The sequence below is a fragment of the Francisella halioticida genome (genome assembly GCF_002211785.1).
In the GTDB taxonomy this organism is placed as follows: domain Bacteria; phylum Pseudomonadota; class Gammaproteobacteria; order Francisellales; family Francisellaceae; genus Francisella; species Francisella halioticida.
Genome location: NZ_CP022132.1, coordinates 1,066,017 through 1,080,436, shown reverse-complemented (window position 1 = coordinate 1,080,436; position 14,420 = coordinate 1,066,017). Strand labels below are relative to the sequence as shown.

The following is a 14,420-nucleotide window of genomic DNA, read 5'->3' as shown; positions in this document are numbered from 1 at the left end:
CCTTTAAGTTAAAAATAAATATAAATTTCTAATTTTGAGTTAAATAGTCGAATATAACAATAAAGTTTAGAATTAACGTGTATTCTTACTAATACAGAATAATCATTACGATGAGAATTAAAATTTTATCAGCGGGTAATTTTAATTCTCTACCATCCAAGTTTCAAGAATTACACAAGCAGCTAAAGCATCTACTTTTAAATGACTAACTTTTTTATTTTTAACCTCTTCTAAACGCCATCTTGCTTCCCGAGTTGAATAAGCTTCATTTATAAGATGAACATTTCTTTGATACCTTTGTTTTACTTCTTTAGCAAAATCTTTTACTGCTTTAGTGATATCTGTCTCAAAACCTTGCGTATCTAAGGGTAATCCAACTATAATATCTGAAGGATTCCAGCGCTTGATAATTTTATCAAGCTCAATCCAATTTGGTACGCCTTCATAAGCCTCAACTGTGCCAATAGGTGTAGCAGTTTTAGTAATCATTTGACCACTAGCTAAGCCAATTCTAGCTTTGCCATAATCTATAGCTATTAAAGATTGAAACATTAGCCATTACCTGTATTTTTGAATAGAGAATCTAAGTTTTGTAAGCTATATCCTGCATGCTCTAAATGATTTTGCCATTTTGTTCTATTTTCATAGTTAAATAAGATTTTCTTACTTAATTTATCTGTCATAATCCAATCATTTGCTCTTATCTCATCTGAAAGTTGATCTGCTGTCCAACAGCTATAACCAACTATAGGTAAAAAGTATTCTGGAAGGATATTATTTGCAAGATCTTCTAAAATATCAATAGAAGCTGTAATTGCTAAGCCTTCATCAAGCTTTATTGTTGAATTATAATTACGACCATTTGTAGTATGAATAATTAATATTTTATGAGGGCTTATTGGGCCTCCCATATAAAGAGGGTGGTTTAATATCTCCTCAAAGGTATTATCATGAGGTATATCAAGCTCTTCAAAGACATCAGATAGCTTGTCGTCTAAGGGTTTATTTATGATCAAGCCCATAGCTCCATGACGATCATTTTGACAAAGATAAATAACAGATTTAGTAAATATAGCATCATCTTTAATTAATGGTGTTGCTAATAAAATTTCACTTTTGTGATTTTGGAACATATTATATTTCTTAATAACAATGTTAATTTTTTATAAAATGGGACGAATAGACGCCGCAGTGGCGATAATTTTAGATGAATATAGCAATAAAGTCTATATAAGTATGAGACAAAAATTTCAGACCTATAGTGATTATTGGGAATTTCCTGGCGGTAAAGTAGAAAAGAATGAAAGTTTTGAAGATTGTATTAAAAGAGAAAGTTACGAAGAAGTTGGAATTATAGCTAAATCTTTAAAGCCATACATTAAGAAAAAACATATAAATAAAGATTATATCGAAGTTAATTTGGAATTTTTTATTATAGATGATTATGAAGGTATTCCTTATCCAAAAGAAAATCAGCAATTAAAACTTGTAAATATTTCAAAACTTAATAATTATAATTTTTTACCAGCTAGTCTAGAAATAATAGAAAAATTAAAGAGAGAGTATACTTAGTTATATAACTAATTAAGTAAATATTAAAGATATTAAAGCTTAGGTTAAGATCCTTATTGACTAAATCAACAAATTTAACATAATATATATTATGCGAACTTTAATATCGCTATAAAGGGTTATCCTATTTTACTATTTACTAAAATGTTTTTGTATCTGTTTCGATGAACTACTTATATTTGACCAAATAGTTACAAATATGAATAAATTAATTATTCCGGCTAAAATATTAACTAAAGGTATCAGCCCTAATATTACAAAACCAATATACCAATAAACAAGTGAAGCTTTAAACTTTAATTTTTCATCATATTTTATAATGTATGTTTTTATTTGCTCATCTAATTTCACTGTTGTTACAATAAATGCAATTGATGACCATATTGGAATTAATTGAGTCCATAACCACGCAGGATGAATTTTTTGATTATTGTTGATCTTCGCAAGATTTTTAGCTAATTTTTGTTGTGATAATATAAATAATCCAGAAACAATAATTGATACTATTGTAAGAACAACTAAAGAAATTTGTATTAAAATAGTAAATCCTTGGATATTTTGCATTATAAATGGATTATTATTTATAGTATCTATCATTGTAAGGTTTTTTATAGAAGTTATTAAATATAAAAGTTTATAGTAGAATTACTTAACAGTAAATCTATTTGTAAATTTACTATCAGAACTATCACTAATAAAATACTCAAACTCTCCAGGCTCATAGACGTATTCTAAATTATTTTTATAAAACTTAAGATCATTAATATCTAACTTAAATGTCACAGCTTTTGTCTGTCCTTTTTTTAGAAATACTTTTTTAAATGCTTTTAATTCTTTAACTGGAGGCGTAATTGAACGCACTTTTTGATGTATATATAACTGTAATACATCAGCACACCATCATATTTACCGGTATTTGTAATATATACACCTTAATAATTAATTTATCGCCCTTTTAAATGATTTCTTTATTCTGGATTGGGTTTGAAATATCAAAAGTTGTATAGCTCAAGCCATATCCAAATGGATAAAGTGGAGAATTACAAACATCCATATAATTAGAATGATATTTCTCAAACCTACAGCTATCTTTATTTGTTAAAGGTCTACCTGTATTTTTATGGCTATAATAAATTGGTATCTGCCCAACATCTCTAGGAAAAGATGTTGTTAATTTAGCTGAAGGATTAACTTTACCAAATAATATATCCGCTATTGATAATCCAGCCTTACTACCAGGGAACCATACATCAAGTATAGCTGGTACAATTTTACTTTCTATACTACCCCAATAAATTAAACAATATTTTCAATTATTTAGTTCCCTGATCATACCCTCCTATTTGGGACACTTAGGTGTTAAGAAAAGGAGACAAGATGAGATATACAAAAGAGTTTAAAGATGAAGCTGTTAAATTATGTTTACAACCAGATGCAAATAGACGAGAAATAGCATATAATTTATTGTAGAATGTCTCCTTTTTGTATTATAGTAAGCTTCAATATATTCAAATATTGATAGTTTAGCTTCTTCTCTAGTTTTATAGCTTTCATCATGTACTAACTCTACTTTTAAAGTTCCAAAAAATAAACTGTCCCTGTTATTCAATACCACTTTATAAAATATTTTTATTCCTTGCTTTTATGCAGCATCTAAAATACCAGAATATACTTCATTAGGAGTCATATATCCAATACTAGAATGTAGTCTTTCATTGTTGTAAATATCAATATATTCTTTGATACCTACTTTAGCCTCTTTCATAGTTATATATGATGCCGGATAAACATTTTCATATTTCAGTGTTTTCCAAAATCTCTCAATTGCAATATTATCTATAGATCTTCCTTTAGCATTCATAGATATATTTATTTTATTATCAGATAATATTTTAATATGCTCTTTTACTGTATATTGAGTTCCTTGATCAGAGTTAAAGATATCAGGTTTACCATATTTAAATAATGCTTCTTTTAACACACTAGTTGTTAGATGTGTATCCATAGTATTAGAAATCTTCCAAGCTAGTGTTTTCTTGCTATGCCAATCTATTATGGCTACTAAATATGCATACCCACATTCTAGTCTAATATACGTGATATCAGCACTCCATACCTTGTTAGCTTTATCTATAACAACCTGATTCGTCTCATTTTTAAATACATTAAGTAAGTATGGATATTTCTTGTGTTGCTTATTAATGACAGTTGTCTTTTTTTTAGGATACAATGCCTTAATACCCATGAATTCCATAGCACTTTTGATTAGCTTCCTTCCAGCTAGAAATCCTAATCTATTTAGCAACTTTACTAGCCTTCTCGTACCATAATATGGATGTTTAGTATGTATCAAATCTATTGCATTTAATAGTTTAATATCATCATTACTACTAAATTTTGATATTGGTGTATAATAGTACACACTCTTAGATACAGATAATAGTTTAAGCTGATTATTTAAAGATAATTCTAGCTTAGTATCTACAGAGTTTACTCTATCATTTGATGATACCAAGCTTTTTAGCTTTCCCATTAAAAAATCCCTCTCTACTATTACCTCGACTAGTTTTTTACTTGTTGCATCTTTATCTTTTCTAAGCTCATCTATTTCCTGCTTATACTCCTTAACAACAGAGCTTTTATCAAATGCTAAGCAAGCATTAGATAAAAATTGCTGCTTCCAATTATGCACGTTTTTAGGAAGTAAATCATACTTACTTGCTATCTCATTAACTGTCATATCGCCTTCTAGCAATTCTATAATTACTTTAGCTTTAAAATCAGCTGTATACGTTACTCTTTTTTTACTCATTTATCTATTTCCTAATTTATCTAGTTAACTTTAACATCTAGGAATAAAAATCTTTCTAAAATCAGTAGCTTTTTCTGGGGACATTATACACTTGCCAAGCTCTTGCATTAGCTTCCAAATAAGTTTTAACTTCATCGTAATTTATAAAGGATCTGTTAGCATTATAAGAAACCAACTCATTTTCAAAGATCAAAACTATTACATCAAAACCTTTATCTAAGAAAACTTTTGCACTAATTAGTCCGCTAGCTCCAGCTCCAGCTCCAGCTCCAGCTCCAATAATAGCAACTCTTCTCATAACTTATACCGAGATATTACACTTATAACCGCTAAATTTACGTATATTTATTACCCCAGTATCAAATATTAAATATTGGCCCTTTATACCCATAAGCTTAGCATCAATAATAGGATCTTTATCTAAGTTAAAAGATTTAATTTTTGTAGGATACTCAAGCACAGGATAGTTTATATCTTGAATACTCCCTTCTACTGGCTCAACACTATTTTCGCCATGCTTAGCTTTTATTTGTGATATTTTATCAGTTGATTTACTAATCAACTCATCCCTTAAACCAATAAAATCAACACTATTATCTGGATCACCTTGAAGCATTTTTCGCCAATTTGTTTTATCTGATATATGTTCTTTTATTGCAACTTCGACTAGTCCAGATATCAGTCTATTCTCAACTGCAAATATTGGTATAGCTTGACTAGCTCCTTGATCTATCCAACGTGATGGTACATTTTTTAACTTTGTAATACCTACTTTAGTATCTCCAGTATTTGCCAAATACACTATATGAGTTTTCATACAGTTTTTCTCTCCCCATTCAGAATCTCTACAGGTACCTTCTGAAAAATGGCATAACTCCGGCTTAACAATGCAAATATCACATTCGGGTAATCTTCTCATACACATAAAACAATGTCCCTGTGAATAGCTTTTCTTTGTCTTAATACCACAAGAGACACAATTAATCACATTTAAAAACTCTATTTTTAGATTTTTACCAATATAGTGGTTCATACAAATATCTTCTAACTGATAATTAGCATTATTTTTATCATCTAAAGATGTATTCATCTTGTGTAAATTAACTATTTTATTCATTTTATAATTTTTCTAAGTATAAAAACTGTCTTTTAGAATAGCAGAATTTAAAACTAGTTAAAATGCTAGATGTTATTAGCTATAATCAAATTATACAAATAAATACTTTTAGATATGAGTGTTAGACTAGATAAATGGTTATGGGCAGCTAGATTTTATAAAACTAGAGCCTTAGCAAAAAAAGCAATTGAAGGTGGTAAGATACAATTTCAAGGACAAAAAATAAAAGTTAGTAAAGCAGTAAATATTGGAGATATTTATCAAATTCAACAGTCTCACATACAGAAAACTGTAGTTGTCAAAGCATTAGATGAAATTAGAAAATCTGCTATAGAAGCACAAAAACTCTACACAGAAACTGCACAAAGTATTGATAAAAGAGAAAAAGAAGTTCTTCTAAGAAAAACAGCAAGCTTACAAAGCCATGAAAAACCAACTAAAAAACAACGCAGGCAAATAATCAGCTTTAAAAGGAATGATTAATTACTAAATTTCTCAATCAGTTTTAGTACAACGTAAATTATTGCACTAATAATTACTGAAATAATACATACTTTTAATGCTATAGGAAATAAGTGAATAAATATTGTAATAATTGTAACAATAATTAAAACACCTACAAATATTGATAAAAATTTATCCATTTCTAATAATCCCTTATTTTATAATAATTTTTGCAAATTTACGTTTCCCTACTTGGAAAACATTATCTGTACCTTGACCGAAAACAGCTTTATTACCAGCGACCTTTTCGCCATCTATTTTAACTGCTCCTTGCTTAATCATACGATTAGCTTCAGATGTGCTTGAAACCAAACCAGCTTCTTTCAGCAAGTTTGCAATAAGTAGCTCTTGATTTAATTCTATAACATTTATGTCATCAGGTATCTGATTTTTTTGAAATCTTTGTATAAAATCTTGATGCGCCTTCTCAGCATCTTCCGTAGAATGAAATCTTTCTATGAGCTCTTTAGCAAGTTCGATTTTAATATCTCGTGGATTAGCTCCATTTTTAACATTTTCTTTTAGTTCTGCTATAACTTCTAAAGATTTAAAACTTAACAATTCATAATAACGCCACATAAGATCATCAGATATTGACATGATCTTACCAAAAATATCATTAGCTGGCTCTTCTATACCAATATAATTCTGGCTAGATTTAGACATTTTTTTAACACCATCTAAGCCTTCTAAAAGAGGCATAGTAATAATAACTTGTGGTTCCTGTCCTTGTTGTTTTTGTAACTCTCTGCCCATTAATAAATTAAATTTCTGATCTGTACCACCTAACTCAATATCAGCATTCATAGCTACAGAATCATACCCTTGTACTAAAGGATACAAAAACTCATGAATAGAGATCGATTGACCACCTTTATATCTTTTTGAGAAATCATCTCTTTCAAGTATTCTAGCTACTGTAGATTTTGAAGCTAGTTTAATCATGTCACTAGCAGACATTTTATCAAACCAGTCACCATTACGACGAATAATTGTTTTTTCCTTATCCAAAATCTTAAAAACTTGCTTTGTATATGTCTCAGCATTTGCAGCAACATCCTCTGCTATTAGAGGTGGTCTTGTAGCATTTTTTCCAGTTGGATCACCTATTTGAGCTGTAAAATCACCAATTAAAAAATGAATTTCATGACCTAAATCCTGAAGTTGTTTTAGTTTATTAATGACAACAGTATGACCTAGATGAATATCTGGAGCTGTTGGATCACAACCAAATTTAATAATTAATGACTTATTTTTTTCTAGTTTTTTTACTAATTCTTCTTTGATAAGAACTTCATCAGCCCCTCTTTTGATAATTTCTAAAGTCTGCGCTATAGTCGACATTATAGTTTTAATATATGAATTCTTTCAATAAAGCAAAATTATATCACAAAATTCTTTTATACACCCAATAAAACCTTATACTTAATCTTAAAGTAAAAATATTTAATAAATAATGAATATCTATATTTCTCAAAGTAATAATATTTACTTTAACTTAGCACTTGAAAACTGGCTTTTTTTAGAAAAACTTCAAGATAAGAAAATATTATTTTTATGGCAAAATGCTCCTTGTGTCGTTATAGGTAGAGCACAAAATCCTTGGCTTGAATGTAACCTTAATAGGATGAGAGAAGATAATATAATTATGGTCAGGCGCCAAAGTGGTGGTGGTACTGTTTATCATGATTTTGGAAATCTAAACTACACTATTATTTCCCCTAAAAAAGATCATGATATCAAAGCTAACCTTGATTTAGTTTGTAGCGCTGTAAAAAGCTTAGGAATTGAGGTCTATGCTAACAAGAGAAACGATATTGTTGTGGATTATCATGATTTTACTTACAAAGTATCAGGTAGTGCTTTTAGAGAGAAAAAAGATAGAGCATTTCACCATGGTACTCTATTAATTAATGCTAACACCAAAAAACTCTACGACTATCTTCATCAACCTATAGATAAGTCTTTAGATACCAAAGGTGTAAAATCACACCGCTCTAAAGTCATAAATTTAGCTGAAATTAATCCAAACATCCAAACTCAAAATATTACAAGAACTTTTTTAAATAGTTTTAATAGTGTTGAATTAAGTCTAATTAATGAAGAAACCCCTCTCAAAAATAAACAAATAATAACAAATGAAATAGAAAATTTAAAAAATTGGCAGTGGCGTTTTGGAAAAACATTACCTTTTAGTAAAAGTTATACAACAGATAATGAAGAAATTAAAATAAAAATTGAATCTGGAATTATAACTGATATTAATAGCGTCAATAAAAATATAAATATTTCAAATAAAAAACTTAAATTTAAGCAGTCATATGACTTTAAATTCTTTAAGAAATTATTAACAAATTAACAAAATTCTCTTATTAGTTAGTTAACTACCTGTATATTTCTTAGTTTCCTCCACAAATCCCTTAGTTATCAACGGTGGTCTGGTAATAGCTGAGCAAATAACTAATCCATAAGCTCCTGCCCTATAAGCATCCTTTGCATCTTGATACGTTGAGATACCTCCCTCAGCTATTATTGGTGTCTCTAGATTTTTAACGAGCTTAACAATAAGCTCAATATTTGGTAAAAGCTGATTTTCTGTTTGAAAAGTATAACCACTCAATGTGGTTGCAATTAAATCAAAACCTAATTCTTGGGCATATACGCCCTCTTCAAAAGTTGAACAGTCTGACATAAGAAATAATTGTGGAAACTTATTTCTAACTTCAGCTACTAAATCTTTTAGCTCTTGATTCTTTGGTCTTCTACGATCTGTAGCATCTAAAGCTACAATATCTACTCCTGCATTAGCTACTTCTATAACTTCATCTATTGTAGGAGTTATAAAATGATCATACCCTCCTATTTGGGACACTTAGGTGTTAAGAAAAGGAGACAAGATGAGATATACAAAAGAGTTTAAAGATGAAGCTGTTAAATTATGTTTACAACCAGATGCAAATAGACGAGAAATAGCAGATAACTTAGGGGTTAAATATAAAACCATTTGCAGTTGGATATCCAAAGCCATGTCAAACCCTCAGAAAGAAATAAAGATAGATTATAAAACGCAGTACCAGCAACTATCTTTTGAAAATACTGATTTGAAGAAAAAACTCAAACAGGCAGAAACAGAGCGTGAAATACTAAAAAAGGCAGCAGCGTACTTTGCAAAGCAAAATCTGTAAGGTACGCCTTTATTAAGGAGCATTATAAAGTTATGCCAATAACAACACTATGTAAATCTTTGAATGTGAGCACATCTTCATATTACAGATGGATTCATAAACCTATAGGTAAAAGGCAATATAATGATGCTGAACTAGATGATGCTATTTTAATGAACATAAATCTAGATATGGAAGTGTTAGGATATACAAAGAGCTTAAAGATATGGGTTGGAAAGTTACTCAAAAACGTATGAAATTACTTGGTTTACATGCTAAAGCGGCTCGTAAGCATAAGAAAACTACAGATTCTAACCACAACAAACATGTTTATGATAATTTATTAGAACAAAACTTCACTGCTTTATCTGTAAATCATAGGTGGGTTACAGATATAACTTATGTACCTACACAAGAGGGGTGGCTGTATCTTTGTGTGATTATAGATTTATTCTCAAGATCAGTTATTGGTTGGGCAATGGATTCTAGGATGAAAGCGGATTTAGTTTGTAATTCTTTAAATATGGCATTATTTAGAAGAAATTTTCCTAGTGGTGTGATTATACACTCTGATAAAGGGTCACAGTACTGTAGCAAACAATATCAAGACATTATTAAAGAACACTGGCTACTATCAAGTATGAGCTCTAAAGGATGCTGTTACGATAATGCTGCTTGTGAAAGTTTCTTTGGAACTTTAAAAGTAGAGTTAGTACATGATGAAAGATATAAAACTAGAGAAGAAGCTAAACTATCAATATTTGAATATATTGAAGCTTACTATAATACAAAAAGGAGACATTCTACAATAAATTATATGACTCCATATCAATTTGAATATATAATGGAAAATGAAGTAGTAAACTGTCACAAATTGACGGGGTAGATCACTTTTTCATTATCTCTAAGTAATGGAGCAAGAATATTTGCCAAAACTTGTCCTGACTTAGTATAGTTACTACCTATATGAGTGATATTTTTATTAATAGCTATATCTAAAGTAATAAACTTTACCTTGGGATTATCTTTTTAAGCTGATATATTTGTTCCTTAGGAGTGTTAATATCAGTTTCTATTACATTTATAATAGCGTTATAGTCTTCAAATTCCTTAGATGCTCTCAGTAAACCTGCCTTAATATCTAAACAATAATTTTTATTAATTGATTTAATAATAAAAGCATAGATTTTCTTAGAATTCTTTGTTGCTAAAGAGCTACCCATTAAATTTTTACTATAGCTAAGATCTTTTGCTAAGCTTAAAACTTTTTGTTTAGTCTCTGGTTTAATACTACCATTATCCATCAATGCTCTAGATACAGTTGTTCTAGAGATATTAAGCTTTTTAGCAATATCCTTCTGAGTTGCTATATTTAAATCTAACCAATAAATGTTCACGCGTACTCTTACGCTAAAATAATAAATATCAATTGTCAATAAATTAATCAGCACTTAAATATTTAAACCAGAATTTTATTTTAGAATAAAATAGATTAAATGAACTACATTCAATTTTTACAAAGTATTTGTTTATATAAAATATATCTAAATCATATTGAGATTTACTACTTTATTTCTTATTAGTAGAAAAGAAGGCTCCAACACTGATAGCAAATATAAAAGGTAAAATTAAAGCATCAATTACTGTCACAATAATATTTTGCATGCTCATCTCTAGTGAATTCATTTCCATATTCATATTTTTTAATATATAAATTAAACCAAAAGTAATCAAAGGTTTTATAAGCATTAGTGCTAGTATAGCAATAGCTATTCTAAACGTATAAAAAAAATTATTTTTTATTATTCTAAAGTTGTTAGATACTGATTCAAAAATACCTTTCTGATCAAGAAGTATAGCTGGCATTACAGTTAAAAATAGTAATATTGTTATGAATATACCTATGTATTGCAAAAACATAGTTAGTACCGACATCACTACCATAGAAAGTAAAAAGCATCCTATAAATGGGAACACTCTTTTCGAAAATATTTGTAGTGCAACTCTTATCGCATCAGATGCTCTCATCTGATGCTTAATCATAATTCCTTGTAGTATAATTATCATCGCATAAACAAATATGGTCGCTACCATTATTATTAAAATCATCAATGCTAAAATATTTCCTCCCGGAAAAGTATCAGGTATTGTTTGGCCGCCACTTTCAATATATTCAGACATACCATGTCTCATTAAATATACCAAACAAAATTCAGATATAAAAGAAAGCATAAATGCTAAAACAAAAGCTATCTTAAAGCCTCTTTTATATATAGTTACTGCCAATGAAATTGTTTCTTTAAAGTTTAAATTATTCATACTTAAGACACTCTATTAATAAATAAAACAAGCTAAAATATAACATAATTTTAAATGCTTTTGTGCCTTAAAGACAAAGATAGATAATAAACTTAAAAAAATAACAATAAAAAACTTGTAAAATCTCACATCAGTGCCATTTATATTAAATAGCTTATTTTAATAACGCCGAATAAAGGAATAATAAATATGGAAACAATGAGAGGAACCACTATTCTTTGTGTTAGAAAAGGTGATAAAGTAGTAATCGGTGGTGATGGTCAAGCAACTTTAGGTCATACTGTAGCGAAAGATAACATTGTAAAAGTTAGAAAGCTAAATGGTGGCAAAGTGCTTACAGGTTTTGCAGGGTCTACTGCAGATGCATTTACATTATTTGAAAAATTTGAACAAAAATTAGAATTTTATCAAGGAAACTTAGAGCGTGCGGCTGTTGAAATGGTACGAGAATGGCGTCTAGATAGAATGTTAAGTAAGCTAGAAGCTATGATTATAGTTGCAGATGAGAAATTATCACTTTTAATCTCAGGGGTTGGTGATGTAATGGCCGCTGACAAGAATAATATTATATCTATTGGTTCAGGCTCAACTTATGCTCGCTCTGCAGCTACTGCTCTTGTTGAAAATACTGATCTTTCAGCTGAAGAGATTGTTAATAAAAGTCTTACAGTTGCAGCAGATACTTGTATTTATACAAACCACAATTTCACTATAGAAAGCTTAGAAAGTAAAAAAGGATAGTTATCTCATGGCAAAAATAATGACTCCAAAAACAATCGTACATGAGTTAGAAAGACATATAATTGGTCAAAATGATGCAAAAAAAGCGGTAGCTATCGCACTGCGTAATAGATGGCGCAGAATGCAGCTTGATAGTGAAATGCGTCAAGAAGTAACTCCTAAAAATATTTTAATGATTGGACCAACTGGTGTTGGTAAAACTGAAATAGCTCGTAGACTTGCAAAGCTAGCAGATGCTCCTTTTATTAAAGTAGAGGCTACTAAATTCACAGAAGTTGGTTATGTTGGTAAAGATGTTGAATCTATTATCCGTGACCTAGTTGAAATGGCTGTGAAAATGAAGCGAGAAGATGCTAAAAAACAAGTTACAGAAAAAGCAGCTAAATTAGCTGAAGATAGAATTTTAGATGTTTTAATTCCACCAGCAAGAGCAGCAGAATCAAAAGTCGGTTTTGCCAATGAGCCAATTGAAGAAGCCACTTCTAAGAAAGATAAAGAAAATAAAACTCGTGATATTTTTAGAAATAAAATTAAAAATGGCGAACTTGATGATAAAGAAATTGAGATTGAAGTAGCAGCTGCTCCAAAAAGTATAGGAGTTATGGGACCTCCAGGAATGGATGATATGACAAACCAGCTTCAAGATTTATTCTCTAGCCTAAGCAGTGACAAGAAGAAAAATAAGAAAATGAAAATCAAGGATGCCATTAAGCTTGTTCAAGATGAAGAAGCTGCAAAATTGATTAATGAGGAAGACATAAAAGCTCGTGCTTTAGAATCAGTTGAACAAAATGGCATAGTGTTCTTAGATGAAATTGATAAGGTTTGTAAGAAATCTAGTAACTCTGGTGCTGATGTATCTCGCGAAGGTGTTCAGCGTGACTTATTACCATTGGTTGAAGGTTCTACTGTAGCTACAAAATATGGCATGATCAAAACTGACCATATATTGTTTATAGCATCAGGAGCTTTTCATGTTGCTAAACCTTCTGATCTTATTCCAGAGTTACAAGGTAGACTTCCTATTAGAGTCGAATTAAAATCTCTTAAGATTGAAGATTTTGTAAGAATATTAGTAGAACCTGATTGCTCTATTCTTAAGCAATATGTTGCTCTTATGAAAACTGAGGGTATTGAATTAAACTTTGAAGAAACTGCTATTAAAAAAATTGCTGAGATATCCTACCAGATTAATGAAGAAATCGAAAATATTGGCGCAAGAAGATTACACACAGTTATGGAAAGGCTTTTAGAAGAAATCTCTTTTGATGCTCCAGAGTTAGAAAATAAAACTATTAGCATAACCATAGATTATGTTAATGACAAATTAGGAGCTTTAGTTAAAGATAAAGATCTAAGCCAATATATCTTATAAAAAATATTTCTTTAGCTATATTTTATAGCTCTTAATATAATAGAATCTTATTTACTATATTATTTAATTCTATAATGCCTATGAATTTTTCATTATTTAAAAATGCCTCAAAACTATTGTTAATAACCCAACTTGTTTCAATAATCAGTTTTGCAGTGCTTTACTCGACACTTGTATTATTTATGACCCAGGGACTTGGATTTACAGTTACTAAAGCAAGTGCTATTATGGGCGTTTTTTTACATTTAACTTTGGGCTTCATCTCTTGGGTGGTTATGTTGGTGGTCGCTTAATTAGTTATAGATCACTTTTCTTAATAGGTAAGGTACTACAAACTATTGCTTGTTTATTTTTATCTTTTCCATCTACAGAGAATCTCTATATTGCCTTAGCTTTATTTTTAGCAGGTAGTGGCATGAATCTCCCTTGTATAAATATGATGCTAATACAACAGTTTAAAATGATGACAATGATAGTAGAGAAAGTGCTTTTTACTGGAATTATGCAGGAATGAATATAGGGTTGTTTTATTGGTTTTACAGTTGCTGGAGTATTTCAAGAGCATAATAGTTACAATATATTATTTCTTTTAACTGCTATCACAAATGTTATTGCTTTTATTCTTTTAGCTATAGGTTGGAAAACAGTAGCAGATAGAACTACTCCTTTAGTTAAAAAGGTCGAAAAAGCAGGATCCCATATATTAATAAAAAATAACTCATTTGCAATCATTATAATATTTTTAGTGATCGCTTTATTATTTTTGGCGTTAAAATACCCATTAAATACGAACTATATTGTTATTGGTTAAACTGT

The 14,420-nt window shown here is 29.6% G+C and carries 21 protein-coding genes and 2 pseudogenes; 9 read left to right on the top strand and 14 right to left on the bottom strand.

Features of this window, described 5'->3' with window-relative positions; genetic code table 11:
* Positions 1-141: 141 nt before the first annotated feature.
* Together ruvX and CDV26_RS05790 are read right to left on the bottom strand one after the other, a co-directional pair.
* Entirely contained in the window at positions 142-552 is a 411-nt protein-coding gene (gene ruvX / locus CDV26_RS05795; protein WP_088772474.1) for a Holliday junction resolvase RuvX, read from the bottom strand.
* On the bottom strand, positions 552-1,133 hold the full coding sequence (locus CDV26_RS05790) for a YqgE/AlgH family protein (RefSeq protein WP_088772473.1): 582 nt from the start codon (positions 1,131-1,133) through the stop codon (positions 552-554). The genes ruvX and CDV26_RS05790 overlap by 1 nt, the downstream gene beginning before the upstream one ends.
* A 37-nt stretch (positions 1,134-1,170) precedes the next feature.
* Here CDV26_RS05790 and CDV26_RS05785 point away from each other — a divergent pair, with 37 nt between their 5' ends.
* On the top strand, positions 1,171-1,572 hold the full coding sequence (locus CDV26_RS05785) for a (deoxy)nucleoside triphosphate pyrophosphohydrolase (protein WP_088773463.1): 402 nt from the start codon (positions 1,171-1,173) through the stop codon (positions 1,570-1,572).
* Positions 1,573-1,704: 132 nt separating this feature from the next.
* Here the strand turns inward: CDV26_RS05785 and CDV26_RS05780 are convergent, their stop codons facing one another.
* From CDV26_RS05780 to CDV26_RS05750, 7 genes and pseudogenes are all read right to left on the bottom strand, one after another.
* Positions 1,705-2,169: a hypothetical protein gene (locus tag CDV26_RS05780; protein WP_088772472.1), complete on the bottom strand. Its 465-nt coding sequence runs from the start codon at positions 2,167-2,169 to the stop codon at positions 1,705-1,707.
* 48 nt (positions 2,170-2,217) lie between these two features.
* The gene (locus CDV26_RS05775) at positions 2,218-2,433 is read right to left on the bottom strand and encodes a fibronectin type III-like domain-contianing protein (protein WP_157671488.1); all 216 of its coding nucleotides are present in this window, start codon (positions 2,431-2,433) and stop codon (positions 2,218-2,220) included.
* A gap of 94 nt (positions 2,434-2,527) precedes the next feature.
* Entirely contained in the window at positions 2,528-2,788 is a 261-nt protein-coding gene (locus tag CDV26_RS14005; RefSeq protein ID WP_420809898.1) for a glycoside hydrolase family 3 C-terminal domain-containing protein, read from the bottom strand.
* Positions 2,789-3,097: 309 nt separating this feature from the next.
* Positions 3,098-3,187, bottom strand: a pseudogene (locus CDV26_RS14000) (IS3 family transposase); the annotation flags it as partial.
* A 27-nt stretch (positions 3,188-3,214) separates the two neighbouring features.
* Positions 3,215-4,384: an IS3 family transposase gene (locus CDV26_RS05760; protein ID WP_088772468.1), complete on the bottom strand. Its 1,170-nt coding sequence runs from the start codon at positions 4,382-4,384 to the stop codon at positions 3,215-3,217.
* A 61-nt stretch (positions 4,385-4,445) separates the two neighbouring features.
* Positions 4,446-4,682 carry a hypothetical protein gene (locus CDV26_RS05755; RefSeq protein ID WP_088772467.1) on the bottom strand — a complete coding sequence of 79 codons (237 nt, stop codon included), beginning with the start codon at positions 4,680-4,682 and terminating at the stop codon, positions 4,446-4,448.
* Positions 4,683-4,685: 3 nt separating this feature from the next.
* On the bottom strand, positions 4,686-5,501 hold the full coding sequence (locus CDV26_RS05750) for a DUF2797 domain-containing protein (RefSeq protein ID WP_088772466.1): 816 nt from the start codon (positions 5,499-5,501) through the stop codon (positions 4,686-4,688).
* Positions 5,502-5,615: 114 nt separating this feature from the next.
* Between CDV26_RS05750 and CDV26_RS05745 the strand changes: the two genes are divergently transcribed.
* Positions 5,616-5,984, top strand: coding sequence for an RNA-binding S4 domain-containing protein (locus CDV26_RS05745; protein ID WP_088772465.1), 369 nt, complete (start codon positions 5,616-5,618; stop codon positions 5,982-5,984).
* On the opposite strand, the gene CDV26_RS12455 is transcribed toward CDV26_RS05745, so the two are convergent.
* Complete coding sequence (locus CDV26_RS12455; RefSeq protein ID WP_169709718.1) at positions 5,981-6,145, bottom strand: hypothetical protein; 165 nt, start codon at positions 6,143-6,145, stop codon at positions 5,981-5,983. The genes CDV26_RS05745 and CDV26_RS12455 overlap by 4 nt on opposite strands.
* A gap of 13 nt (positions 6,146-6,158) precedes the next feature.
* Positions 6,159-7,349 (bottom strand): tyrosine--tRNA ligase, encoded by a 1,191-nt coding sequence (tyrS, locus tag CDV26_RS05740; protein WP_088772464.1) that lies wholly within the window; start codon positions 7,347-7,349, stop codon positions 6,159-6,161.
* Positions 7,350-7,461: 112 nt separating this feature from the next.
* Here tyrS and CDV26_RS05735 point away from each other — a divergent pair, with 112 nt between their 5' ends.
* Positions 7,462-8,364, top strand: a complete 903-nt coding sequence (locus tag CDV26_RS05735; protein ID WP_088772463.1) for a lipoyl protein ligase domain-containing protein — start codon at positions 7,462-7,464, stop codon at positions 8,362-8,364.
* Between the two features lie 21 nt (positions 8,365-8,385).
* Here CDV26_RS05735 and CDV26_RS05730 read toward each other — a convergent pair whose 3' ends face one another.
* A complete protein-coding gene (locus tag CDV26_RS05730; protein WP_088772462.1) occupies positions 8,386-8,877 on the bottom strand; it encodes an N-acetylmannosamine-6-phosphate 2-epimerase in 492 nt (163 codons plus the stop codon).
* A gap of 4 nt (positions 8,878-8,881) precedes the next feature.
* Between CDV26_RS05730 and CDV26_RS05725 the strand changes: the two genes are divergently transcribed.
* From CDV26_RS05725 to CDV26_RS05715, 3 genes are read left to right on the top strand one after another with little or no spacing between them, the layout of a single operon-like run.
* Positions 8,882-9,190, top strand: coding sequence for a transposase (locus CDV26_RS05725; RefSeq protein ID WP_157671285.1), 309 nt, complete (start codon positions 8,882-8,884; stop codon positions 9,188-9,190).
* Positions 9,191-9,222: 32 nt separating this feature from the next.
* The gene (locus tag CDV26_RS05720) at positions 9,223-9,426 is read left to right on the top strand and encodes a hypothetical protein (RefSeq protein WP_088772461.1); all 204 of its coding nucleotides are present in this window, start codon (positions 9,223-9,225) and stop codon (positions 9,424-9,426) included.
* Entirely contained in the window at positions 9,396-10,055 is a 660-nt protein-coding gene (locus CDV26_RS05715) for an IS3 family transposase (protein WP_088772460.1), read from the top strand. The genes CDV26_RS05720 and CDV26_RS05715 overlap by 31 nt, the downstream gene beginning before the upstream one ends.
* Before the next feature lie 124 nt (positions 10,056-10,179).
* Here CDV26_RS05715 and CDV26_RS05710 read toward each other — a convergent pair whose 3' ends face one another.
* Positions 10,180-10,566 (bottom strand): LacI family DNA-binding transcriptional regulator, encoded by a 387-nt coding sequence (locus CDV26_RS05710; protein ID WP_157671484.1) that lies wholly within the window; start codon positions 10,564-10,566, stop codon positions 10,180-10,182.
* Positions 10,567-10,738: 172 nt separating this feature from the next.
* Positions 10,739-11,488 carry a hypothetical protein gene (locus tag CDV26_RS05705; protein WP_088772458.1) on the bottom strand — a complete coding sequence of 250 codons (750 nt, stop codon included), beginning with the start codon at positions 11,486-11,488 and terminating at the stop codon, positions 10,739-10,741.
* A gap of 189 nt (positions 11,489-11,677) precedes the next feature.
* Between CDV26_RS05705 and hslV the strand changes: the two genes are divergently transcribed.
* From hslV to CDV26_RS13850, 3 genes and pseudogenes are all read left to right on the top strand, one after another.
* Positions 11,678-12,229, top strand: coding sequence for an ATP-dependent protease subunit HslV (gene hslV / locus CDV26_RS05700; RefSeq protein ID WP_088772457.1), 552 nt, complete (start codon positions 11,678-11,680; stop codon positions 12,227-12,229).
* Positions 12,230-12,236: 7 nt separating this feature from the next.
* A complete protein-coding gene (gene hslU, locus CDV26_RS05695; RefSeq protein WP_088772456.1) occupies positions 12,237-13,604 on the top strand; it encodes an ATP-dependent protease ATPase subunit HslU in 1,368 nt (455 codons plus the stop codon).
* Positions 13,605-13,684: 80 nt separating this feature from the next.
* Positions 13,685-14,409, top strand: a pseudogene (locus CDV26_RS13850) (MFS transporter); the annotation flags it as partial.
* Positions 14,410-14,420 lie beyond the last annotated feature (11 nt).